Origin of the sequence: Rhizorhabdus phycosphaerae, assembly GCF_011044255.1 — a bacterium.
Lineage (GTDB): Bacteria > Pseudomonadota > Alphaproteobacteria > Sphingomonadales > Sphingomonadaceae > Rhizorhabdus > Rhizorhabdus phycosphaerae.
The window spans coordinates 1,741,009-1,762,445 of the sequence record NZ_CP049107.1 but is presented as its reverse complement, the minus strand read 5'-3'; the positions used below and the strand labels follow the sequence as shown (position 1 = coordinate 1,762,445).

Below are 21,437 nucleotides of genomic sequence, written 5' to 3'. Positions count from 1 at the left end.
GCTCAGCCGAGCGTCGCCGCGCTCGCGCGCCGCAGGCGCTGTTCTCGCCACACGGTGTAGAGCCCGCTCGCGGCGATGAGCCCGGCGCCGGCCAGCGTGCTGGCGCCGGGCACGGCCGACCAGATCAGCCATCCCAGCAGCGCCGCCCAGACGATCTGGGCATAGTCGAACGGCACGAGCGCGGCGACCGGAGCTGCCTGCAATGCACGGGTCATGCACAGCTGCGCGCCGGTGCCGGTGAGTCCGCCCGCGAGCAGCAGCCACCAGGTCATGGCATCATGGCGTCCGGTGAAGAAAGGCATCGCGATCGCGCTGGCGACGAAGACACTGACGAAGAACCAGAAGATGATGGCGCCCGCCGACTCGGTTGCACCCATTTCGCGCACGGTCACGTTCACGGCGGCGTTGGCGAACGCCGCCGCTATGGCGATCACCACCCCGGCGAGGGGCAGGTCGGACCCGCCTGGTCGTGCGACGACGACGACCCCGAGAAAGCCGATGGCGACGGCGGCCCAGCGATGCAATCCGACATGCTCGCGCAGGAAAACCGCCGACAATATGGTGGCGAAGGCTGGTGCGGAAAAGCCGATCGCGACCGCGTCGGCGAGCGGCAGCAGCACCAGCGACTGGAAGAGCAGGCCGAGCGACGCGAGCCCGATCAGCGATCGGAAGATGTGCGCGCCCGGTCGCTTCGTTCGGATCGTGCCCACACCGTCGGTCATCCACAGCCAGGCGAGGATCGCCGGTATGCCGACCGCGGCGCGGAAGAAGACCATCTCGACCGGTCCCGCTCCGTGATTGCCGGCAAGCTTCATCGCCGCGCTCATCAGGGCGAAGAAGGCGACGCCCGCCGAACGCAGGGCGATACCCCGAACGATATCCTGCTGGTGCGAAGGGAGGGGCGGGGTCATTCCGTAGCGCGATGGTCGCTATCGTGGCGGCGCGCAAGCCTTCCCCGATGGACCATTGCGGAGGAGTCATTTCACCCTTATTCCCACATGCTACCGTGCATATCTTGGCCAACCCCGCCCGCTTCTTGTCGATCGCGCGCCCGCTGACGCCCTGGTTGGGCTGGCCGGGTCTCGTGCTGATCGTGGCTGGCATCGTCGGCGGTTTGTTCTTCACCCCGCAGGATTATCTGCAGGGGCAGAGCGTCCGAATCATGTATGTCCACGTCCCCGCCGCCTGGCTGGGCATGGCGGGGTGGAGCGGCATTGCCGTCTCCAGCTTGATGCAACTGATCTGGCGCCATCCCCTGGCGGCGGTCGCCGCGCGCGCCATCGCGGTTCCGGGCGCGCTGTTCAGTGCGATCTGCCTTGCGACGGGTTCGATCTGGGGGCGTCCGACCTGGGGCACCTGGTGGGAATGGGATGGCCGGCTCACGTCGATGCTCGTCCTGTTCTTCCTCTATCTCGGCTATATCGCCTTGTCGTCGGCCGGCGCCGAGCGCGGTAGCAACGACCGCATCTCGGCGATCTTCGGTGTCGTGGGCGCGGCCAATATTCCGGTGATCCACTATTCGGTCGAATGGTGGCGGACGCTGCACCAGGGGCAGAGCATCGGGCTGGGCGGCTCGAAGATCGATCCCTCGCTCCTCTGGCCTCTGTTGCTCACCACCCTCGGCTTCACGCTGCTGTTTGGTGCCATCGTGCTGATGCGGATGCGCGCGCTGCTGGCCGAGGCCAAGGTCGCTTCGCGGCTCAAGCGGATGGCATCCGAATGACGCATTGGCCCTTCATCGCCGCAGCCTATGCGGTCACCATCCTCGGCACGCTGGGCGTGCTTATCGCCTCGCTGCGCTGGATGCGCCGCGCCGAGCGCCAGGCCGAAGCCCTGAGCAGGCGCGACTGATGGCGGTGAAAGCGAAGAACCAGCGGCTGATCCTGGCCCTTCTCGCGGTCGTCGCGATCGTCGGCGCGGCCTTGCTCGCCATGTCCGCGCTCAAGGACCAGGCCTCCTATTTCTACACACCATCCGATGCCAAGCGCGACCATGTCGAGACCGGGCGCGCCGTTCGGCTGGGCGGGATGGTGAAGGGTGGCTCGATCGAGCGCATGGGCGATGGCGTGACGATCCGCTTCGTCGTCACCGACAATGCCGAGACCGTGCCCGTCACCTTCAAGGGCATCGTCCCCGACCTGTTCAAGGAAAATTCGGGCGTCGTCGCCGAGGGCAGTTTCCAGTCCGACGGCAGCTTCGTCGCGACCAACATCCTCGCCAAGCATGACGAGCGCTACATGCCGCCGCAGGTTGCGGGCGAGATGCACAAGACCGAGAGCCTGGACGCGGGGCCGGGCAAGGGGAAGGGGACGACGTGATAGCCGAAGCAGGATTGGCGGCGCTGTGGCTTGCGGCCGCGCTTGCGGGGCTACAGCTTCTGTTCGGGATCATGGGCGTATCGAGCGGCCGGGCCGAACTGCTCGCAGCCGTGCGGCCGGTCGCGGTCGTCCAGGCGGTGTTGACCGCGCTGGCCTTCGCCATCCTCATCTATCTGTTTGTCACGGTCGACCTGTCGGTCGCGCTGGTCGTCGCCAACGACGCGTCGACCAAGCCTCTTCTGTACAAATTCGCCGGTACCTGGGGCAACCACGAAGGCTCGATGCTGATGTGGGTTACCATCCTCGCGGTGGCTGGCGGCGGCGTGGCACTCTTCGAGCGGCGGTTGAACGAGCGCACATTGATCGCGACGCTGGCGGCGCAGGCGGCGATCGGGCTCGGTTTCTATGCCTTCCTTCTGTTCGCCTCCAACCCCTTCGCCCGGATCGATCCGGCGCCTGCCGAAGGGCAGGGGCTCAATCCGTTGCTGCAGGATCCGGGCCTCGCCTTCCATCCCCCGACGCTCTACCTCGGCTATGTCGGCCTGTCGGTCGCCTTTTCCTTCGCGGTCGGTGCGCTCATCACCCGCGACGTCGGCGCGGCCTTCGCCAAGGCGATGCGGCCCTGGGTGCTTGGCGCCTGGATATTGCTGACCCTCGGCATTACCGCCGGCAGCTACTGGGCCTATTATGAACTCGGCTGGGGCGGCTGGTGGTTCTGGGACCCGGTCGAGAACGCCTCGCTGATGCCCTGGCTCGCGGCGACGGCGCTGCTCCATTCGGTGACCGTGCTGGCGACGCGGGAAGGCCTGCGTGCCTGGACCGTGATGCTCGCGGTCGTCGCCTTCTCGATGTCGATGGTGGGTACCTTCCTCGTTCGATCGGGCATCCTGACCTCGGTCCATGCCTTTGCGGTCGATCCCAAGCGGGGCAGCTTCATCCTGGCACTTCTCGCCATCTATATCGGTGGCGCGCTCGCGCTGTTCGGCCTGCGCGTCGGCACGGTGCGCGAGGGGTCGCGCTTCGATGCAGTCAGCCGCGAAGGGGCGCTCGTCATCAACAACCTGCTGCTGTCGGCTATTCTCGGCATCGTATTGGTGGGCACGCTCTATCCGCTCATGGCTGAGGCCGTGACCGGGGAGAAGCTGTCGGTCGGCCCGCCCTATTTCAACACCGCCGCCGGCCCGCTCGCGCTCGTCCTTGTCGCCGTCATGATGGCGGGCCCGGTGATGCGCTGGCGGCGCGATGATCTGAAGGCGGTGCTGACCCGCATGGCGATCCCGCTTCTGGTCGCGGCAATCGTCCTGTTGCTGGTCGTCCTTCTCGCGCCTGGCATCGGCATATTGCCACTTCTGGGGCTGGTCGCGGCGGGTGGCGTCGGCCTCGGTTCGCTGGCGCCGCTGTGGAAGCGCAACCTGCGGCGTACTCCGCTGTTCACCTGGGGCATGGTGATCGCGCATCTCGGCATTGCCGTCAGCATGGGGGGCATGGCGGCCGAAAGCGCCTTCACCAAGGAGACGCTCGTCGCGGCGCAGATGGGCGAAAGCCACCGCGTCGGTCCCTACACGATCCGACTCGATGACGTGCAGCCGGTCGCGGGGCCGAATTTCACTGCGGTCGAGGCGAGCATCACCGCTCAGCGCGGCAGCAACGCGCCCTTTACCCTGCACCCGCAGACACGGACCTTCCCGTCTCCGCCGGCCGAAACCAACGAGGCCGCGATCACGACAGTGCTCGACGGCCAGCTTTATGTCGTCGTTGGCAAGTCGGACGAGGCAGGCCGCTGGCAGCTGCGGCTGTGGTGGAAGCCCTTCGTGACGCTGATCTGGGCCGGTGGCGCGCTCGTCGCGCTGGGTGGCCTGTTATCGCTGATCGGGCGCGTGCGCCGCGAGATGCGCCACGCTCCGGCGGAGCGTTACGCATGAGGAAGCTGCTCATCTGGCTGCCGCTGGCGATGTTCCTTGCGTTCATGGTGGTCTTCGCCGGCGGTCTGATCAGCCCCGAGAGCAAGACCATCCCGTCGAAGCTGATCGGCAAGCCCATGCCGCAATTCGCTTTGCCGGCGGGAATTGCAGGCAAGCCGGGCCTCAGCAGCACCGAACTCGCCAATGGTCAGCCGCATCTGGTCAACATCTTTGCCAGCTGGTGCATCCCCTGCATCCAGGAAGCCCCGCAGCTGGCGCAGCTGGCACAAGCCGGCGTGCCGATCTACGGCATTGCCATACGCGACCGGCCCGAAGATCTCGGACGCTTCCTCGCCCGCAACGGCGATCCCTATCGTGCGATCGGTGGCGACGCGAACAGCAGCGTACAGATTGCGCTTGGTTCTTCGGGCGTGCCCGAGACCTTCATCGTCGACGGCAAGGGTATCATTCGTCGCCAGCATATCGGCGCGATCAATCCCGAAGACGTGCCCGGCCTGATGTCGGCGCTGGCGGCCGCGAAATGAGGCGGCTCCTCGCTATCGCAGGCGCCGCGACGCTGGTGGCGAGCCCGCTCGCACCGCTGCTCGCCGATTCGCTGATGCCGGCCGCGCGCTATGCCAATGAGCAACTCGCCGACCCGAAGCAGGAACGCCAGGCCAAGGCGCTGATGGAGACGATCCGCTGCTTGGTCTGCCAGGGCCAGTCGATCGCGGACTCGGATGCGGAGATGGCGGGCGATATGCGCGCGCTGATCCGCACCCGGATCGAAGCCGGCGAAAAGCCGGAGGCGATCCGTGCTTGGCTGATCGAGCGCTATGGCGACTGGGTGAGCTTCACGCCGCCGCTCGATCGCCTGACTTGGCCGCTCTATTTGCTCCCCGCGCTTTTTCTCGGCCTGGGCATCTGGATCACGAGCGGGCGCCTGAAGCGCCGGAGGAAAAGCTGATGGGCTGGATCGTCTTCGCCGTCCTCGCGGCGCTGGTCGTCGTCGCCCTGTGGCGCTTCGGTCGGCTGCCCAAGGGTGGGCTCGAACTGGTCGGCGCGGCGATGTTCATCGCGGTCGCCGGTTATGCGTGGCAGGGTTCGCCGGGCCTGTCGGGTAAGCCGACCCCGCCCGCCGACATGGCGAAGATGCCGGACAGCGACTTTGCGCAGGAGCGCGAAAAGCTGCTCAGCCGCTTCGGCGCCGACGCCGACGTCCTCGGCACCGCCGACGCCTTTCATCGCCAGGGACTGAACCTCTACGCGATCGGAATCATCAAGGGGGCGCTGGAGAAGCGGCCGAACAGCGCGGAGTTGTGGGTCGGTCTCGGCAACGCCTTCTTCATCCATGGCGGCAACCAGATGTCGCCGGCCGCCCAGCTTGCCTTCCAGCGGGCGCAGGCGATCGCACCCGATCATCCGGGACCGCGTTTCTTCATGGGCCTGTCCTATGCGCAGGCGGGACAACTCGACCAGGCGGAGATCGTCTGGCGCCAGCTGCTCGAAAGCGCGCCGCCGGGTGCGCCCTGGCGCAACGACGTGGAGGAACGGCTGGTCGAGCTGGAGCGGTTCAAGGCCGGCATGGCCGGCCGCTGATCCGGACTTCGCCCGCTTCCGGACGGGGGTGGGAGAGGGAAGGCGCGGCCGGGGAAGACCGCGCCCTACAGGTCCGGGGATAGGGGGGTATGGCCCTGTCTCCCTCTCCCGATCCTCCCCTCCAGGGGAAGAGGGGAGGAAGACGGAAATCCTAGCCGGCGAACGGCAGGTCGAGTGCCTCGGCAACGGCCTTGTGGCGGATCTTTCCGGCCGACACGTTGAGGCCGGCCGCGAGATGCGGATCGGCGGCCATGGCCGCATCCGCGCCTAGCGCGGCGAGCTTCTGCACGAAAGGCAGGGTCGCGTTGTTCAGCGCGAAGGCCGAAGTCCGCGCGACGGCGCCGGGCATGTTCGCGACGCAATAGTGGATGACGCCGTCGACTTCGAAGACGGGGTCGTCATGCGTGGTCGCATGGCTGGTTTCGAAGCAGCCGCCCTGGTCGATCGCAATGTCGACCAGCACGGATCCGCGCTTCATCGTCTTGAGCATGTCGCGCGTCACCAGCTTGGGCGCTGCGGCACCCGGAACCAGCACGGCGCCGATCACCAGATGCGCGCGGGCGACGGCCGCAGCGATGGCGGCCTTCGAGGCATAGGCGGTCTTGATCTGGCTGCCGAAATGCATGTCGAGTTCGGCCAGGCGATCATTGTTGATGTCGTAGATGGTGACGTCGGCGCGCTGGCCGACCGCCATTTGCGCGGCGTTGATGCCGGCGACGCCGCCGCCCAGGATCGCGACGCGCGCGGGGGCCACGCCGGGCACGCCGCCGAGCAGCACGCCCCGGCCGCCCTGTTCCTTTTCCAGATAATGGGCGCCGACCTGGATCGACATGCGGCCGGCGACTTCCGACATCGGCTTGAGCAGCGGCAGCGCGCCGGAGCGCGACGTGACCGTCTCATAGGCGATGCAGGTCGCGCCCGACGCCATCAGCCCTTCGGCCTGCGGCTTGTCGGCGGCGAGGTGGAGATAGGTGAACAGCGTGTGGCGCGCCTCGAGCATGGCGATCTCGGACGGCTGCGGCTCCTTCACCTTGACGATCATGTCGGCGGCGGCGAAGACGGCGCCCGCATTGGGGGCGATGCGCGCGCCCGCAGCGACATAATCCTCGTCCTCGAAGTCGATGCCGGTGCCGGCACGCGTCTCGACGATCAGCTCGTGACCGGCGGCAACGAGTTCGGCTACGGAAGCCGGCGTCAGACCGACCCGATATTCGTGATTCTTGATTTCCTTTGGAACACCGATCCGCATGGCTCATTCCTCTCAATGATCACCCATCATAACGCCTGGGCAACGGGAAAAAGTTGCGAAGGTCGACGGGGTTGAGCGAAACGCGCGCAGGGGTTTGCGCGGAACCCCCTAGTCATGCCAAAAACTCCCGCATGGATCGTATCGATCGCAAGATCCTCTCACAGCTTGCCCGCGATGCGAGCCTGACCAGCGAACAGCTTGGCGACAAGGTCGGGCTGTCTCCGTCGGCCGTGCATCGGCGCGTCAAGGCGCTCGAACAGGCCGGCATGATCCGCGGCTATCGGGCGCGGTTGTCCGACGAGGCGCGCGGCAATCCGTCGACCATGTTCGTCCAGGTAACCCTCGCCGACCAGCGTCAGGCGACGATGATGGCGTTCGAGCAGGCGCTCGAGCGGACAGGGCATGTGGTCGAGGCCTATCTGCTCAGCGGCGAGTCCGATTATCTGCTGAAGGTCGAGGTCGCCGAAGACGACAGCTATGAACGGGTCCATCGCGACATCCTGTCCGCGCTGCCCGGTGTCCTGCGTCTCGTGACCCAGATGACCCTGCGCACGCTTCTCAAGGATGACTGAGCGGCTCGTCCCGCGATGGAACGCGAGCCTGCGCCCACCGTTGCTACCGACGTCCCGCCCGTGCTAGTGCGCCGCCGCTGTGCGGTCCGACCCGGGGGAAGGGCGGGCGCTCGACATGGGCATCGGACATGAAGGCTGACCTCGCATGACGGAAGAGGGCACGGGCAACCATTCCGTGCAGGCAGAGTCGACCTCGACGCCGCAAGGCGAGCAGGTGGAGCATGGTTCCGGCGGGCATGCCCATGGCAGCCTGGGCGCGCTCATGGTGGGCGCGATCGGGGTGGTGTTCGGCGATATCGGCACCAGCCCGCTCTACGCCTTCCGCGAAACCTTCGCCGGCCATCATCCGCTGCCCCCCGACGAGATTCACATCCTCGGCGTCCTCAGCCTGATCTTCTGGTCGATGATGGTCGTCGTGACGTTCAAATATGTCGCGATCATCATGCGGGCCGACAATAAGGGCGAGGGCGGAAGCCTGGCGTTGCTGGCGCTGATCAACCGCAAGACCGAGAATAAGCGCTGGACCAAGGGGATCGTCCTGCTGGGCGTGTTCGCGACCGCGCTCTTCTATGGCGACAGCATGATCACCCCGGCCATCTCGGTCCTGTCGGCGGTGGAGGGGCTGACCACGGTCGAGGCCGGATTCGCGCCCATGGTCCTGCCGGTGGCGGTGGGCATCCTGATCGGCCTGTTCACGATCCAGTCGCGCGGCACGGCCAAGGTCGGCCTGCTGTTCGGTCCGATCATGCTGGTCTATTTCACGGTGCTGGCGGCGCTCGGCCTGTGGCACATCGTCGACAATCCGCATGTGTTGATCGCGCTCAACCCCTGGTATGCGGTCCGCTTCTTCATGGAGGAAGGCTATTTCGCCTTTCTCGCCATGGGTTCGGTCGTGCTGGCGGTGACCGGCGCCGAGGCGCTCTATGCGGACATGGGCCATTTCGGGCGCAAGCCGATCGGCGTCAGCTGGCTGGTGTTCGTTCTGCCGGCGCTGATGATCAACTATCTGGGCCAGGGCGCGATGCTCCTGTCCCAGGACATGGCGACCGCGCTGCGGACGATCCACAATCCCTTCTTCCTGCTCGCGCCGGAAATGCTGCGCCTGCCGCTGGTCATCCTCGCGACGATGGCGACGGTGATCGCCAGCCAGGCGGTGATCTCGGGTGCCTTCTCGGTCACGCAGCAGGCGATCCAACTCGGCTTCATCCCGCGCCTGCGCATCACCCACACCAGCGCCGGATCGATCGGCCAGATCTACATCCCGGCGATCAACTGGGGCCTGATGGTCATGGTGATCCTGCTGGTCATCTCCTTCCGCACCTCGTCGAACCTCGCCGCCGCCTATGGCATTGCGGTGACCGGCGCGATGGCGATCGATACCTGCCTCATCGCGGTCGTGCTGATCCAGCTGTGGGGCTGGAACAAGTGGGTCGCGGCACCGCTGATCGCGGTCTTCGCGGCGGTCGACTTCGCCTATTTCGGGGCGAACCTGACCAAGGTCCCCGACGGCGGCTGGTTCCCATTGCTGATCGGCTTCATCGCCTTCACCCTGCTCACCACCTGGGCGCGGGGCCGGAGCCTGATGATCGATCGCCTCCGCCAGGCATCGATGCCGGTGAAGGTGTTCGTCCAGTCGGCGGTCAATTCCGCTGTCCGCGTGCCCGGCACCGCCGTGTTCATGACCTCGCAGGCACAGGGCATGCCGCACGCGCTGCTGCATAACCTCAAGCACAACAAGTGCCTGCACGAGCGGGTCATCCTGCTCACCGTGAAGATCGCGGACGTGCCCTATGTCCGGACCACGGAGCGGGTCAGCTGCGCCGACCTCGGCCAGGGCTTCTTCCGCATCGTCATCAATTACGGCTTCATGGAGGATCCGGATGTGCCGGCGGTGCTGGCGCAGACGCAGACCTGCGGTCCGGAGTTCCGGATGATGGACACCAGCTTCTTCCTCGCCCGGCAGACGCTGCTGCCGTCGGCCCATCCCGGCATGGCGATCTGGCGCGAGAAGCTCTTCTCCTGGATGCTGCGCAACGCCGAAAGCGCGATGGAGTTCTTCAAGCTGCCGACCAATCGCGTGGTCGAGCTGGGCAGCCAGGTCGAGATTTGACGGCAGCCGCGCCGATCATCGTCACCGCGCTGCTGGGCGACGAGGATCTCGCCTGGGCCGACGGGCTGCGCCGCGCGCACTTCCCGCCCGAGCGCAACGTGCTGCGCGCGCATCTGACGCTGTTCCACCATCTGCCACCGTCGGGATTGGACGAACTGCGCCGCCTGTTGATGCGCGAGGTGCGCTTCACCATCGCGCCTGCGGCGCGCATAACGCGGCTATTGTCGCTGGGAAGAGGGGTGGCTTTCGGTATCGACAGCCCCGGCCTGGCCGCGATCCGCTCGCGCATCGCCGAGGCGTTCGATCCGATGCTGACTCCCCAGGACCGCGCAGGGTGGCGTCCCCATATCACGGTCCAGAATAAGGTGACTCCCGCCGAGGCACGAGAGCTCATGGCGGAACTGTCGAAGGAGTTCGAACCGCGTCCGCTGCGCATCGACGGCCTGTCCGCCTATTGGTATCGCGGCGGGCCGTGGGAATCGATCGGCGACTGGCGCTTCACTCGATCTGGCCGATCCCCGCGCAGCTGAGGTCGAACGCGGCAAGGCCGGCATCGAGATAGCCGGCCAGCATCGGCATCTCCATCAGCTGATCCACGATCGGCTCGGCATCCTGCTCGCCGGCCGCCTCCAGCGCCTCGTCCCATTCGCTCGCGTCGAACGTGCCGCGCCCGACCAGAGCGAGGGCAAGGACCTCGACCTGCTCGTCATCGGCCATGTCCTCGATCAGCGCGCGAATCTCTTCCTCGACAGCCTCATTGGCTTCGTCCTCGAGCACGGCCAGCGGATCGTCGCTGTCGGTCGGGTCCTCGTCCTCCTCGGTCTCGATCGCAGGCACTTGGGCCTCCATCTCGCGCGCACGCACGATCAGGCGGCAAACATCTTCCAGGGAAACTGTCAGTTCCATCGCACGAACCTCGCATGTCCAGCCGCTATCGGCGCGCTTTCCAACGTGGAGGCGCGATCAGGGTTCCCGATGTTCCCGAGCGTCAGGCGGGAACGAGCGTCTTGAGCGGGACTTCCGTGTCGGCCAGCGCCGCCTTGTCGGGCGACAGACCCTTGGTCACGAGGGCCTTGCCCTGGACATAATCCTTCACCGCATTGACGCAGTCGAGCGCGAGCACCTTGCCGTCCTTCAGGTAGATGACCGAGAAGCTGCGCGTCGCCGGATCGCCGCGGACGATGGTCTCGTCATAGCCGATCGACAGGCCCATGGTCTGCAGCCGCAGGTCATATTGGTTCGACCAGAACCAGGGCACGGCATGATAGGCTTCCTCGGTGCCGAGGATGTGCTTCGCGGCAGTGGTCGCCTGGTCGTTCGCATTCTGGACCGATTCCAGCCGGATGCGCTGCCCGTCGGCGAAGGCATTGGCGTGCATCGCACAGTCACCGATCGCATAGATGTCGGGTAGGCTGGTGCGGCAATAGGCGTCGACATCGACCCCGTTTCCGCCGGCCGCGCCGGCCGCGATCAGCGGCTCGACCGCCGGGATGATGCCGATGCCGACGATCACCATGTCGGCCGGGATGATGCTGCCGTCGTGCATCCGCACCCCGGTCACGCGGTCCTGCTCGTCGCCCAGGATGCAGTCGACCTTCGCGCCCAACTGCACGTCGACGCCATGCGCGCGATGCTCTGCCTCGTAGAAACGCGACAGCGTCTCGCCGGCGACGCGCGCCAGCACGCGGTCGAGCGCTTCGAGGATCGTGACCTTCTTGCCGAACTTCGACAGCACCGCCGCCGCCTCGAGGCCGATATAGCCGCCGCCGATGACGACGACATTGGTCGTCCGCTCGAGTTCGCCCAGCATCCGGTCGGCATCGGCGCGGGTGCGCACGCCATGGACGCCCGACAGATGATGGCCCGAGCAGGTCAGCCGGCGCGGGGAGCCGCCGGTCGCCCAGATCAGCTTGCCATAGCCGATGGTCGACCCGTCGGTGAGGGTGACGCTGTGGCCGACCGGATCGACGCTCTCGACCCGCCGGCCAAGCAGCATGTCGACCTTGCGGTCTTCCCAGAAGCTGGCGGGACGAATCAAAATCCGCTCGAAGCTCTTCTCGCCCGAGAAATATTCCTTGGAGAGCGGGGGGCGCTCATAGGGGAGTTCGGGCTCGTCGCCGACGATCGCGATGCTGCCCTCGAACTTGTTCTGGCGCAGCGCCACGGCTGCCTGCGCGCCGCCATGACCGGCGCCAACGATCAGCACGTCATACTGGGCCAAATCCGAATCTCCCCGCCATGTTTTCACGCTGAGGGGCTCTGTAATGGGTGGGACGGCAAAGTCCAGTTGACCGGCCCGCCGACCCCGCTTATAGGCCCGCTCCACCGCGTTCGCGGACGCCTTTGGGGCGGAGTAGCTCAGTTGGTTAGAGCAGCGGAATCATAATCCGCGTGTCGGGGGTTCAAGTCCCTCCTCCGCTACCATTACTCTCCTTATACATGCCAGAGGCCTGGGTGGGGGACCGTTCCGGCTGCATGGCTAAGCCCTCGACCGATCAGCCGCTCTCGCCGTCGCCCGTGATCAGGCGGGCGCCGCGCTCGAAGGTCAGGTAGTTCCAGATCCAGCTGATGGTCACCGACATTCGGTTGCGCAGCCCGTTCAGATACCAGATGTGCGCCACGCACCACAGCAGCCACGCCAGATGTCCCGACAGCTTAACGCGGCCAATGCTGCAGACGGCGCGGGCGCGGCCGATCGTCGCCATCTGCCCGTAGTCGCGATAACGGAACGGCTCCACCGCGCGGCCGGAAAGGCGATCGCGGATGGCCTGTGCGGCATATCGCCCCTGCTGCTTCGCGGCCGGCGCCACACCGGGACATTCGCGCCCGTTGGCGTCCACGCATCGCGCCGTGTCGCCGATCACAAAGACATCGTGCGCGCCCTGGGGGTGGAGCAGCTCGTCGACGTCCACCCTGCCGCTGCGATCGGGCGCGCAGCCGAGCCAATCGGCGGCCGGTGAGGCCATCACGCCGGCTGCCCATATCACCGTCCGAGCCGGTATGAACGCACCGTTCACCGCAAGGCCGGCCGGCGTGATCTGCTCGACCCTGGCTTGCAGCCGCACGTGAACCCCTAGCGCTTCGAGCGCCAAGCGCGCCTTTTCCGACAAGGCTTCCGGGAAGGACGGCAGCAGGCGGTCGGCCTTCTGCACCAGCCAGACTTTCGAGCAGTGCGGGGTGATGTGCCGGAAATCCTTGCTGACCGACTGGCGGGCCAGTTCGGCGATCGCCCCGGCCATTTCCACCCCGGTCGGCCCGCCGCCGACGACCACGAAGGTCAGCAGCGCGTCGCGCGTGGCCTTGTCGATCTCGGTCTCGGCCTTTTCCAGGGCGATGAGGACCCGGCGCCGGACCGAGGTCGCATCATCGATGGTCTTGATGCCGGGGGCGTGCGGCGCCCATGCGTCCATCCCGAAATAGCTGTGACGCGCGCCGGTCGCGACGATCAGCCAGTCATAATATAGCGGACAGTTGTCGCGCATGTGCACCATGCGCGCCGCGCGATCGATCCGGCATACCTCGTCGAGCAGCACCCGGCTGTTCTGCTGGTCGCGCAGGATCGACCGGATCGATCCGGCAATGTCGGCCGGCGATAGCCCGGCCGTGGCCACCTGATAGAGGAGCGGCTGGAACAGGTGATGATTGCGCCGGTCGATCACCGTGACGTCCACCGGCGCCCGGCGCAGCGCCTTCGCCGCCGCCAGCCCGCCGAAGCCGCCGCCGACGATCACGACATGGGGGCGAGTGGACATGGCGGCGGTCTCCGGTTGGGCATGGAGGCGCCATGCCTGCAACCGTTTTTTCGTTGGCGTGGGGGAGAACGTTACAAGCGGGCCGTGGGCTGGTGCGCGAATCCGGGTTTTGCGGGCCGGAGTAACTTCGGTGCAGCGTCACCGAAGTGTCATCGAAATCCGCAAGCTCGGTCGGCTTGCAGATGTCACTGCGATTGTCCATCATTTGCCCGACTGGACCGTTGGGGGCTCAATGTTCTTTCCGCTTATCGTCGCTGCCTCTGTAGCGTCGGCGCCCGCCGATGCGCCCTGCACAAATGAGGTTTGCGTGTTCCGCAGCCTCAAGGACAGCGGAGTGGCATTGCCGAAGGGCAAGGTTGCAACCGCCGCGAGAACGGCTGCCATGCCCTATTTCCATTGTCTTGCCGATAATCTGGAAACGGTCACATGGGTTTGGCCACAGGGGAATGACATCGAGCAGGCAAGGTGGGTGGTTAGCACAACGTGGGACGTATGTGCGAAGGAGCGTGCCGCTGCGACTGCGGCGATGGTCAATGTTTTTCACGAGGCACGAAGTTATTCGACCTTAGATGATGAGCAGGTGGGCGCAGATCGATACCGTAGTGGCATTGCTTACGCGTTGTATTCGCTGCGCTTTATGAAGATGGGCAAGTTCGAAGCATTCAAGGGCATCTGATGAGATGCTGCCTTTAATCTTTCTGCCAATTCTCGCGCAGAATTCCGGTGACCGTGCAGCAATTCGGATGTGACTGGGGGGCGGTCCACCCTCTGCGTGAGATGGAGCTTTATCGCTGCATCGTCGTTATCGCGGCCCACTGAATCGGCTTGCTGTGCGCGACAATGTCTAAGGCTCGGCCGTGCCCTCCGCGCCGCCAAACCTCATGCCCCCTCACGCCACCCCACGCACCCGCGCCAGCAGCGCTTCGACATGGGCGATCGGGGTTTGCGGCAGGATGCCGTGGCCGAGGTTGAAGATGTGGGGGCGGTCGCGCAGGGCGGTGGTTAGCCGGTCGATCGCGGAATCGAGTTCGGCGCCGCCGGCGAGCAGCGCGAGCGGGTCGAGGTTGCCCTGGACTGGCAGGCTTTCGGGCAGTGCCGCGTTCGCCCAGGCCGGGTCGACGGTCTCGTCGAGGCCGATCGCATCGGCGCCGGTTTCCTTCGCATAGGCGACGAGCTTGCCGCCCGCGCCCTTGGGAAAGCAGATGACCGGCGTGTCGGGGTGGCGCGCGTGGAGCGCGGCGACGATCCGGGCGGTCGGGGCGATGACCCAGCGGTCGAACTGGGCCGGGCTCAGCGTCCCCGCCCAGCTGTCGAACAATTGCACGGCCATCGCGCCGCACGCGATTTGGCGCGAGAGATAGTCGATCGTCAGGTCGGTGACGGCATCGATGATCCGGCCGAACGCCTGCGGGTCGCGATAGGCGAATTCGCGCGTCTCGTGCTGGTCGCGGCTGCCCTTGCCGGCGACCATGTAGGTCGCGACCGTCCAGGGCGAGCCGGCAAAGCCGAGCAGGGTCGTCTCCGGCGGCAGCGCGGCGGCGACGCGGCGGACGGTTTCATAGACCGGGTCGAGCCGGTCGAGTGCAGGCGTGAGGCTATCGACGTCGTGGTCCAGCAGCGGCGGATCGAGCTGGGGGCCTTCGCCCGGCCCGAAGCTTAGATCCTGGCCCAGCGCCCAGGGCACCATCAATATGTCGGAGAACAGGATTGCCCCGTCGAAGCCGAAGCGCCGGATCGGCTGGAGCGTGATCTCTGCGGCGGTCGCGGGATCGGTGGCGAGTTCGAGGAATCCGCCCTTGTCGGCGCGCAGCGCGCGATATTCCGGCAGATAGCGTCCGGCCTGCCGCATCAGCCAGACCGGTGGGACGTCCAGGCGCTCGCCCTTCAATACGGAGAGCAGCGGCCTCATGACCAGGTCGCGCGAGGCGGGAGGCTCATCAGGATCGCGTCGATATTGCCGCCGGTCTTCAGCCCGAACAGCGTGCCGCGATCATAGACGAGGTTGAACTCGGCATAGCGCCCGCGCCATTCGAGCATCGCCGCCTCGTCCTCCGGCGTCCAGGCATCGTTCATGCGTCGCCGGACGATGCGCGGATAGGCATCGAGAAAGGCGCGGCCGACATCCTGAACGAAAGCGAAGTTGGTGGCGAAGTCGCCCTCCAGATGATCGAAGAATATGCCGCCGACCCCCCGATTGACGCCGCGATGCGGGATTCGGAAATAGTCCTCCGCCCAGGCCGAGAAGCGCGGATAGTCGCCCGCCGGATGGGCTTCGCAGGCGCGTTGCAACGTCGCGTGGAAGTCGGCGGTGTCTTCGGCATAGGGAAGCGGCGGATTGAGATCGGCGCCGCCGCCGAACCAGCGTTTGGTGGTCGTCAGGAAACGGCAGTTCATGTGCACCGCAGGGACGTGCGGATTGACCATGTGCGCGACCAGGCTGATCCCGGTGGCGAAGAATTGCGGGTCTTCGGCCGCGCCGTGGATCGACTTGGCGAAATCGCCCTCGAACGCCCCCCCGACTGTCGACACATTGACTCCGACCTTTTCGAAGACGCGGCCCTTCATCACGCCGCGCACGCCGCCGCCGCCGGGTTCGCCGGACGGATCCGAGCGGTCCCAGGCCGTGTAGTCGAAGCTGGCGTCGGAGCCCGCCTCGCGCTCGATCGCTTCGAATTCGGCGCAGATCAGGTCGCGAAGATGCTCGAACCAGTGGCGGGCCTGGGTCTGTTCGGAGTCGATGGGCTTCATGCGGCGAATAGCTTTCGAATGGAGTCGGGTGCGCGGGCGAGAAGGTCGCGCGCCAGTGCTGCGGGATCGCGGCCTGTGCCGGCGACATGGGCGCTGCCGTCTTCGGCATAGAGCTCGGCACGGATCAGGCCGGTCGTGTCCGCCAGCGCCGCCACCGGCGAGTGGCAGCCGGCGTTGAGCCCGGCGAGCAGGGCGCGTTCGGCCAGGACGCAGCCATGGGTCGGCGGGTGGTTCAGCACCGCGAGCAGCGCGCGCATGTCAGCATCGTCGCTACGCGCTTCGATCCCCACCGCGCCCTGCGCCGGGGCCGGCAGCATCACGTCGAGCGCGATCGGGGTGCCGACATCGGGCCGCTGGAGCCGTTCGAGGCCCGCCGCCGCCAGCAGCGTGGCATCGGCCTCTCCAGACGCCAGCTTGGCGAGCCGCGTATCGACATTGCCGCGAAACTCGACGATCGTCAGGTCGGGTCGCATCCGCAGCAATTGCGCGCGGCGCCGCGGTGAACTCGTGCCGACCGTCGCGCCTTGCGCTATTGCGTCTATGCTATCGGCGCCGATCAGCCGGTCGCGGACGTCTGCGCGCTCCAGTATGGCGATGATCGCGATGGCCGGGGGGCGGATCGTCTCGACGTCCTTCATCGAATGGACCGCACAGTCGATCTCGCCCGCGAGCAGGGCCCGATCGAGTTCCTTGGTCCACAAGGCTTTCCCGCCAATATCGGCCAGCGGGCGATCCTGCACGACATCGCCGGTGGTCTGGATGACGACGATCTCGGCCGCGATGCCGTGAGCGGCGATCAGCGCGTCGCGTACCATCCCTGCCTGTACCAGTGCGAGCGGCGATCCGCGGGAGCCTATCCGAAGGGGCTTCACGAATGCGCCGGCTTATGACGGCTATGCATTATTTCGACGGACATCCGTTCCCCATCCCCCTTGTCGCTTTGGCAAAGCGTAGGAAAATGCCATCACAGTGTCAAACTATCTGGACACAGATGCTGTAAGAAGAAACTGGCTTGAGCCGTCGGATCGGTGTGTCTCCGCTGCCCGGTCTTTCCGCTCTCCCCAATCCGGTCAGGCAAAAGGTCCGTTCAGGCGCACGATAGCAAAATTCAGCCAGGAGGCGAAGCTGACCCAGAGCAGATAGGGCAGGATCAGCAGGCTGGCGAAGTGCGAGATCGGCCATAGTCCGATCACCAGTGCAACCAGCGAAGCCCAGAGAAACACGACCTCGATAAGCGCCCAGTCGGGGCGGCGCGCCCGAAAGAACAGCGGGCTCCAGAGCGCATGAAACAGCGCGTTCGTTGCGAAGAGGATGATCACGTCGGTTCGCGCAGCCGAATCCTGCGCTGCGTTCCACGCGGTCACCGCCGACCAGGCGGCGAGGCCGAGAATGATCGTCCAGGCAGGGCCGAACAACCAGTTCGGCGGCTGCAGCCTGGGTTTGGCCAGAGACCGATACCAGGGACCGATCGGCGTCATGAGCCCACCTAACGCGCCCAGGAACAGAGCGCCCGCGCCGGCAACGATGATCGGCGTCCACATGTCTCACTATCCTGTCTTGTAGAGTGTCCAACCCGTGTTACAGTTCAGGGGTGCGTATGTCATTTCCATTCTCCGCAATCGTCGGCCAGGACGAGATGAAGCGCGCCTTGCTGATCGCGGCGGTCGATGCCCGGATCGGCGGGGTCATGGTGTTCGGCGACCGCGGGACGGGCAAGTCGACGGCTGTGCGCGCGCTCGCCGGACTGTTGCCGCCGATCGATGCGTCCGCCGCAGGCTATCAGGACGGCAGTCCCCGCAAGGGCAAAGTGGCGGTGCCGTTCGTCGACCTGCCGCTGGGGGCGACAGAGGACCGCGTCGTCGGTGCCCTCGATCTTGAGCGGGCGCTGGGGGCGGGGGTCAAGGCGTTCGAGCCGGGGCTGCTGGCGCGGGCCAATGGCGGGTTTTTGTATATCGACGAAGTGAACCTGCTGGAGGACCATATCGTCGATCTGCTGCTCGACGTTGCGGCATCGGGCGAAAATTTGGTCGAACGCGAAGGACTGAGCGTGCGGCACCCGGCGCGCTTCGTGCTGGTCGGCAGCGGCAACCCGGAGGAAGGCGAGCTGCGCCCGCAATTGCTCGATCGCTTCGGCCTGTCGGTGGAGGTACGGACGCCTGGAGACCTGAAACAGCGCGTCGAGATACTGAAGCGCTGCGACGCCTTCGAACGCGATCCCCAAGGCTTCTCCGAGAGCTGGAAGCGCGCGGAACGCAAGACGCTGAAGCAGATTGCGCGCGGCCGTGAGGCGTTGCCCATGGTGACGATATCCGACGCGGTCCTGACCTATGCCTCGCGCCTGTGCATGACCGTCGGCGCCGATGGGTTGCGCGGCGAGCTGACGCTCATGCGGGCAAGCCGTGCGCTGGCGGCACTCGACGGCGCCGACATGGTGACCACCGGCCATGTTGCGGCTGTCGCGCCGATGGCGCTGCGCCACCGTCTGCGCCGGGGCGTGCTCGACGACACGGGCTCGACTGCCCGGATCGAGCGTGTGCTGGAGGAAATTGCGGCGTGACGGCGTCGCGCGACGATGCTCCCGATCCTTTTTCTGATGCACTGCTGGCGGCGCGGATGTGCGCGATCGACCCCGGGCTGGGCGGTCTTGTCCTGCGGGGCGACGGCGAACTCCGCGATGCGGTGATCGCGGAACTGCGGGCGACTCTCCCGGCAGAAGCCCCGATGCGACGCCTGCCGGTCCATGTCGACGACGAGCGGCTGCTGGGCGGCATCGATCTTGCCGCGACGCTGGCGCTCGGGCGGGCCGTGACGAGTCCGGGCCTGCTGGAGGAAGCGGCAGGCGGACTGCTTATCGTGCCCATGGCGGATCGGCTCTCGGCAGAGACGGCCGGGCGTATCGGCGCTGCGATGGACAGCGACCATGCGCCGTTCCTGTTGGTCGCCCTCGACGACGGGATGGAGCCCGACGATCGCCCGCCGGCAACCCTGGCGGAGCGGCTGGCCTTCGCGATCGACCTCTCCGCCCCGGCCGATGCAGGTGCATCACTGGCAGAGCGGTGGAAGGGAAGTGATGCAGGCGGGGCGACCATGCCGGTTCGCTTCCACCAGCCTGTGCTTGGTCCCTCTCCCCATGTCGGTGAGGATCTGATGACGGCGCTGGTCGCCACCGCAGCCGCGCTCGGTATCGAGTCGGCGCGGGCGCCGATCCTGGCGCTCCGTGCGGCGCGCGCGTCAGCGGCTCTTGCGGGGCTGGCCGAGGTGACCGAGGAGGATGTGATGCTCGCCGCGCGTCTCGTCCTGGCGCCACGCGCGACGCGCCTGCCGGCCGCAGCCGAGGATGCAGCGCCGGAGCCGCCGCCGCCATCGACCGACAATGATGGCGCAAATGAAGATCGCGGCGAACCCGGTCCGATCGAAGATGTCGTTCTCGCCGCCGCTCTGGCGGCTTTGCCCAAGGATGTGCTGGCGCGCATCGCCGCCGGTCGCAGTCGCAAGCCGGGGCGCGCCAACGGGGCGGGAGAGCGGCAGGCGTCGCATGCGCGCGGCCGGCCGATGGGCGCGCGTGCGGGCATGCCGGGGGGCGGGCGCCGCTTGAGCCTGATCGATACGCTGCGTGCCGCCGCGCCGTGGCAGAGGCTGCGCGGCGCCGGTGGCGGCCGGGTGGCCGTCCGCCGTGCCGACTTGCGCATCCGTCGGTTCGAGTCGCGCGCGCGTGCGCTCACGATCTTTGCGGTCGATGCTTCGGGGTCGTCGGCGCTGGCACGGCTGGCCGAAGCGAAAGGGGCGGTCGAGCTGCTGCTCGCCGAAAGCTATGTGAAGCGCGCCGAAGTGGCGGTCGTCGCCTTTCGTGGCACCGCAGCGGAACTCCTGCTGCCGCCGACGCGGTCGCTCGCCCGCGCCCGCCGCTCGCTTGCCGAATTGCCCGGCGGTGGAGGGACGCCGCTGGCGGCCGGACTGAATGCGGCTCGAGAGGTTGCCGAGAGCGCGCGTGTGCGGGGCCGTACACCGTTCCTCGTGGTGTTGACCGACGGCCGCGCCAATATCGCCGCCGACGGCAGCGCCGCGCGCGAGGCCGCAGAACGCGATGCGATGACCGCGGCCGGCGCGATCGGCGCGGCCGGCATCGCGTGCGCCTTCGTCGACATCTCGGCGCGGCCGCGGCCTGAAGGCGCCAGGCTCGCCCGTGAAATGGGCGCGCGCTATCTGCCGCTGCCGCGCGCCGACGCGGCGGCGATGCACGCCGCCGTGACGGCGGCACAGGCCGGATGAGCAGGCCGCGCTGGTCAGTCGAGGGCCGCGACTGGCCCAATCGCGCTCACAGCCGGTTCGTCGATGCCGGGCGGATGCGCTTCCATGTCCAGATCATGGGCGAAGGGCCGGTGCTGCTGCTGCTGCACGGAACCGGCGCGGCAACGCACAGCTGGCGTGCTCTGGCGCCCATGCTCGCCGAGAATGTCACCGTCATCGCACCCGACCTGCCGGGTCACGGTTTCACAACCGGGCGCCCCGTCGGCGGGCTGGCGATGCCGGCGATGGCGCGTGCGATCGGCGAGTTGCTGCACACCCTGGATATGCGGCCCGACGCCATAGCGGGCCATTCGGCGGGGGCGGCGATCGCCATCCGCATGGCGCTGGACGGCATCGCGGATCCCAGCGCGATCGTCGGGCTGAGCGGAGCACTGCTGCCGTTTCCGGGTCTGGGGGCCGCCCTGTTTCCGACGCTCGCGCGCCTGCTGTTCGTCAACCCCTTTGCCCCGCATATCTTCGCACGGATGGCGCGCGTGCCGCGTGAGACGGGCAGGTTCCTCGTGCGCAGTACCGGCTCGCACATCGATGCCGAGGGTGTCCGCTGTTACGAACGGCTGCTCGCCACGTCTGACCATTGCGCGGGGGCGATCGGGATGATGGCCGATTGGGATCTGGAGACGCTGAAGCGCGACCTGCCGCGGCTGCGTAAGCCGTTGCTGCTCGTCCATGGCGAGGAGGATGCGGCGATCCCGATCGCTACGGCGCGCAGTGCGGCCGGGATGGTGGAAGGCGCGCGGTTGCTGGCCTTGTCTCGTCTTGGCCATCTCGCGCACGAGGAGCAGCCGGAGGAGGTTGCTGCGATCATCAGGAATTTCGTGGAGGCGTCCTTATGAGTCTCGGTCTGCTCGACCTCGCGATCGCCGGCATACCCGCGCTCGCC

General features: G+C 66.9%; 23 protein-coding genes and 1 tRNA gene. 15 read left to right on the top strand and 9 right to left on the bottom strand.

The window, feature by feature from the left end; all coding sequences use genetic code 11:
* Window positions 1-2: 2 nt before the first annotated feature.
* Entirely contained in the window at window positions 3-911 is a 909-nt protein-coding gene (locus G6P88_RS08045; protein WP_165322683.1) for a DMT family transporter, read from the bottom strand.
* A gap of 95 nt (window positions 912-1,006) precedes the next feature.
* Between G6P88_RS08045 and ccmC the strand changes: the two genes are divergently transcribed.
* From ccmC to G6P88_RS08010, 7 genes are read left to right on the top strand one after another with little or no spacing between them, the layout of a single operon-like run.
* Window positions 1,007-1,723, top strand: a complete 717-nt coding sequence (ccmC, locus tag G6P88_RS08040; RefSeq protein WP_165322682.1) for a heme ABC transporter permease CcmC — start codon at window positions 1,007-1,009, stop codon at window positions 1,721-1,723.
* Window positions 1,720-1,851 carry a heme exporter protein CcmD gene (gene ccmD / locus G6P88_RS08035; RefSeq protein WP_165322681.1) on the top strand — a complete coding sequence of 44 codons (132 nt, stop codon included), beginning with the start codon at window positions 1,720-1,722 and terminating at the stop codon, window positions 1,849-1,851. The genes ccmC and ccmD overlap by 4 nt, the downstream gene beginning before the upstream one ends.
* A 5-nt stretch (window positions 1,852-1,856) precedes the next feature.
* On the top strand, window positions 1,857-2,318 hold the full coding sequence (ccmE, locus tag G6P88_RS08030) for a cytochrome c maturation protein CcmE (protein ID WP_206335935.1): 462 nt from the start codon (window positions 1,857-1,859) through the stop codon (window positions 2,316-2,318).
* Entirely contained in the window at window positions 2,315-4,240 is a 1,926-nt protein-coding gene (locus G6P88_RS08025) for a heme lyase CcmF/NrfE family subunit (protein ID WP_165322679.1), read from the top strand. Before ccmE ends, G6P88_RS08025 begins: the two co-directional genes overlap by 4 nt.
* Window positions 4,237-4,764, top strand: coding sequence for a DsbE family thiol:disulfide interchange protein (locus G6P88_RS08020; RefSeq protein ID WP_165322678.1), 528 nt, complete (start codon window positions 4,237-4,239; stop codon window positions 4,762-4,764). The genes G6P88_RS08025 and G6P88_RS08020 overlap by 4 nt, the downstream gene beginning before the upstream one ends.
* On the top strand, window positions 4,761-5,186 hold the full coding sequence (locus G6P88_RS08015) for a cytochrome c-type biogenesis protein (RefSeq protein ID WP_165322677.1): 426 nt from the start codon (window positions 4,761-4,763) through the stop codon (window positions 5,184-5,186). The genes G6P88_RS08020 and G6P88_RS08015 overlap by 4 nt, the downstream gene beginning before the upstream one ends.
* The gene (locus G6P88_RS08010) at window positions 5,186-5,818 is read left to right on the top strand and encodes a tetratricopeptide repeat protein (RefSeq protein ID WP_226946776.1); all 633 of its coding nucleotides are present in this window, start codon (window positions 5,186-5,188) and stop codon (window positions 5,816-5,818) included. Before G6P88_RS08015 ends, G6P88_RS08010 begins: the two co-directional genes overlap by 1 nt.
* Before the next feature lie 151 nt (window positions 5,819-5,969).
* Here G6P88_RS08010 and ald read toward each other — a convergent pair whose 3' ends face one another.
* Window positions 5,970-7,067, bottom strand: a complete 1,098-nt coding sequence (gene ald / locus G6P88_RS08005; RefSeq protein ID WP_165322676.1) for an alanine dehydrogenase — start codon at window positions 7,065-7,067, stop codon at window positions 5,970-5,972.
* A 131-nt stretch (window positions 7,068-7,198) separates the two neighbouring features.
* Here ald and G6P88_RS08000 point away from each other — a divergent pair, with 131 nt between their 5' ends.
* The 3 genes from G6P88_RS08000 to G6P88_RS07990 all read left to right on the top strand — a co-directional run bounded on the left by G6P88_RS08000 (window position 7,199) and on the right by G6P88_RS07990 (window position 10,279).
* On the top strand, window positions 7,199-7,639 hold the full coding sequence (locus G6P88_RS08000) for an Lrp/AsnC family transcriptional regulator (RefSeq protein ID WP_165322675.1): 441 nt from the start codon (window positions 7,199-7,201) through the stop codon (window positions 7,637-7,639).
* A 145-nt stretch (window positions 7,640-7,784) separates the two neighbouring features.
* Window positions 7,785-9,749, top strand: coding sequence for a potassium transporter Kup (locus tag G6P88_RS07995; protein ID WP_226946775.1), 1,965 nt, complete (start codon window positions 7,785-7,787; stop codon window positions 9,747-9,749).
* The gene (locus G6P88_RS07990) at window positions 9,746-10,279 is read left to right on the top strand and encodes a 2'-5' RNA ligase family protein (RefSeq protein WP_165322674.1); all 534 of its coding nucleotides are present in this window, start codon (window positions 9,746-9,748) and stop codon (window positions 10,277-10,279) included. Before G6P88_RS07995 ends, G6P88_RS07990 begins: the two co-directional genes overlap by 4 nt.
* On the opposite strand, the gene G6P88_RS07985 is transcribed toward G6P88_RS07990, so the two are convergent.
* The gene (locus G6P88_RS07985) at window positions 10,248-10,655 is read right to left on the bottom strand and encodes a DUF3775 domain-containing protein (RefSeq protein ID WP_165322673.1); all 408 of its coding nucleotides are present in this window, start codon (window positions 10,653-10,655) and stop codon (window positions 10,248-10,250) included. The genes G6P88_RS07990 and G6P88_RS07985 overlap by 32 nt on opposite strands.
* 82 nt (window positions 10,656-10,737) lie before the next feature.
* Complete coding sequence (locus G6P88_RS07980; protein WP_165322672.1) at window positions 10,738-11,970, bottom strand: NAD(P)/FAD-dependent oxidoreductase; 1,233 nt, start codon at window positions 11,968-11,970, stop codon at window positions 10,738-10,740.
* 126 nt (window positions 11,971-12,096) lie between these two features.
* Here G6P88_RS07980 and G6P88_RS07975 point away from each other — a divergent pair.
* Window positions 12,097-12,173: transfer RNA gene (locus tag G6P88_RS07975), tRNA-Met, on the top strand.
* Between the two features lie 71 nt (window positions 12,174-12,244).
* Here the strand turns inward: G6P88_RS07975 and G6P88_RS07970 are convergent.
* Window positions 12,245-13,501: an NAD(P)/FAD-dependent oxidoreductase gene (locus G6P88_RS07970; RefSeq protein WP_165322671.1), complete on the bottom strand. Its 1,257-nt coding sequence runs from the start codon at window positions 13,499-13,501 to the stop codon at window positions 12,245-12,247.
* Between the two features lie 130 nt (window positions 13,502-13,631).
* Here G6P88_RS07970 and G6P88_RS07965 point away from each other — a divergent pair, with 130 nt between their 5' ends.
* On the top strand, window positions 13,632-14,177 hold the full coding sequence (locus G6P88_RS07965) for a hypothetical protein (RefSeq protein ID WP_165322670.1): 546 nt from the start codon (window positions 13,632-13,634) through the stop codon (window positions 14,175-14,177).
* Between the two features lie 213 nt (window positions 14,178-14,390).
* Here G6P88_RS07965 and hemE read toward each other — a convergent pair whose 3' ends face one another.
* The 4 genes from hemE to G6P88_RS07945 all read right to left on the bottom strand — a co-directional run bounded on the left by hemE (window position 14,391) and on the right by G6P88_RS07945 (window position 17,790).
* Complete coding sequence (hemE, locus tag G6P88_RS07960) at window positions 14,391-15,410, bottom strand: uroporphyrinogen decarboxylase (protein WP_165322669.1); 1,020 nt, start codon at window positions 15,408-15,410, stop codon at window positions 14,391-14,393.
* Complete coding sequence (gene hemF, locus G6P88_RS07955; protein WP_165322668.1) at window positions 15,407-16,249, bottom strand: oxygen-dependent coproporphyrinogen oxidase; 843 nt, start codon at window positions 16,247-16,249, stop codon at window positions 15,407-15,409. Before hemF ends, hemE begins: the two co-directional genes overlap by 4 nt.
* Window positions 16,246-17,121 carry a hydroxymethylbilane synthase gene (hemC, locus tag G6P88_RS07950; protein ID WP_165322667.1) on the bottom strand — a complete coding sequence of 292 codons (876 nt, stop codon included), beginning with the start codon at window positions 17,119-17,121 and terminating at the stop codon, window positions 16,246-16,248. Before hemC ends, hemF begins: the two co-directional genes overlap by 4 nt.
* Window positions 17,122-17,319: 198 nt before the next feature.
* Complete coding sequence (locus tag G6P88_RS07945) at window positions 17,320-17,790, bottom strand: TspO/MBR family protein (RefSeq protein ID WP_165322666.1); 471 nt, start codon at window positions 17,788-17,790, stop codon at window positions 17,320-17,322.
* Window positions 17,791-17,846: 56 nt separating this feature from the next.
* Between G6P88_RS07945 and G6P88_RS07940 the strand changes: the two genes are divergently transcribed.
* Genes G6P88_RS07940 through bchO form a run of 3 tightly spaced genes read left to right on the top strand, consistent with a single transcriptional unit; the run spans window position 17,847 to window position 21,390 of the window.
* The gene (locus tag G6P88_RS07940) at window positions 17,847-18,806 is read left to right on the top strand and encodes a magnesium chelatase ATPase subunit I (protein ID WP_165322665.1); all 960 of its coding nucleotides are present in this window, start codon (window positions 17,847-17,849) and stop codon (window positions 18,804-18,806) included.
* Window positions 18,803-20,518 carry a magnesium chelatase subunit D gene (locus G6P88_RS07935; protein ID WP_226946774.1) on the top strand — a complete coding sequence of 572 codons (1,716 nt, stop codon included), beginning with the start codon at window positions 18,803-18,805 and terminating at the stop codon, window positions 20,516-20,518. Before G6P88_RS07940 ends, G6P88_RS07935 begins: the two co-directional genes overlap by 4 nt.
* Complete coding sequence (gene bchO / locus G6P88_RS07930; RefSeq protein ID WP_165322664.1) at window positions 20,515-21,390, top strand: alpha/beta fold hydrolase BchO; 876 nt, start codon at window positions 20,515-20,517, stop codon at window positions 21,388-21,390. Before G6P88_RS07935 ends, bchO begins: the two co-directional genes overlap by 4 nt.
* Window positions 21,391-21,437: the final 47 nt, after the last annotated feature.

Bases quoted from the DNA above. Each gene is read 5' to 3' on its own strand.
- G6P88_RS08000 (WP_165322675.1), top strand. From the start codon at position 7,199: ATGGATCGTATCGATCGCAAGATCCTCTCACAGCTTGCCCGCGATGCG.
- hemE (WP_165322669.1), bottom strand. From the start codon at position 15,410: ATGAGGCCGCTGCTCTCCGTATTGAAGGGCGAGCGCCTGGACGTCCCA.
- G6P88_RS08020 (WP_165322678.1), top strand. From the start codon at position 4,237: ATGAGGAAGCTGCTCATCTGGCTGCCGCTGGCGATGTTCCTTGCGTTC.
- G6P88_RS08010 (WP_226946776.1), top strand. From the start codon at position 5,186: ATGGGCTGGATCGTCTTCGCCGTCCTCGCGGCGCTGGTCGTCGTCGCC.
- G6P88_RS07940 (WP_165322665.1), top strand. From the start codon at position 17,847: ATGTCATTTCCATTCTCCGCAATCGTCGGCCAGGACGAGATGAAGCGC.
- G6P88_RS08015 (WP_165322677.1), top strand. From the start codon at position 4,761: ATGAGGCGGCTCCTCGCTATCGCAGGCGCCGCGACGCTGGTGGCGAGC.
- G6P88_RS07995 (WP_226946775.1), top strand. From the start codon at position 7,785: ATGACGGAAGAGGGCACGGGCAACCATTCCGTGCAGGCAGAGTCGACC.
- G6P88_RS07985 (WP_165322673.1), bottom strand. From the start codon at position 10,655: ATGGAACTGACAGTTTCCCTGGAAGATGTTTGCCGCCTGATCGTGCGT.
- G6P88_RS08045 (WP_165322683.1), bottom strand. From the start codon at position 911: ATGACCCCGCCCCTCCCTTCGCACCAGCAGGATATCGTTCGGGGTATC.
- bchO (WP_165322664.1), top strand. From the start codon at position 20,515: ATGAGCAGGCCGCGCTGGTCAGTCGAGGGCCGCGACTGGCCCAATCGC.
- G6P88_RS07970 (WP_165322671.1), bottom strand. From the start codon at position 13,501: ATGTCCACTCGCCCCCATGTCGTGATCGTCGGCGGCGGCTTCGGCGGG.
- ald (WP_165322676.1), bottom strand. From the start codon at position 7,067: ATGCGGATCGGTGTTCCAAAGGAAATCAAGAATCACGAATATCGGGTC.
- G6P88_RS07945 (WP_165322666.1), bottom strand. From the start codon at position 17,790: ATGTGGACGCCGATCATCGTTGCCGGCGCGGGCGCTCTGTTCCTGGGC.
- hemF (WP_165322668.1), bottom strand. From the start codon at position 16,249: ATGAAGCCCATCGACTCCGAACAGACCCAGGCCCGCCACTGGTTCGAG.
- ccmD (WP_165322681.1), top strand. From the start codon at position 1,720: ATGACGCATTGGCCCTTCATCGCCGCAGCCTATGCGGTCACCATCCTC.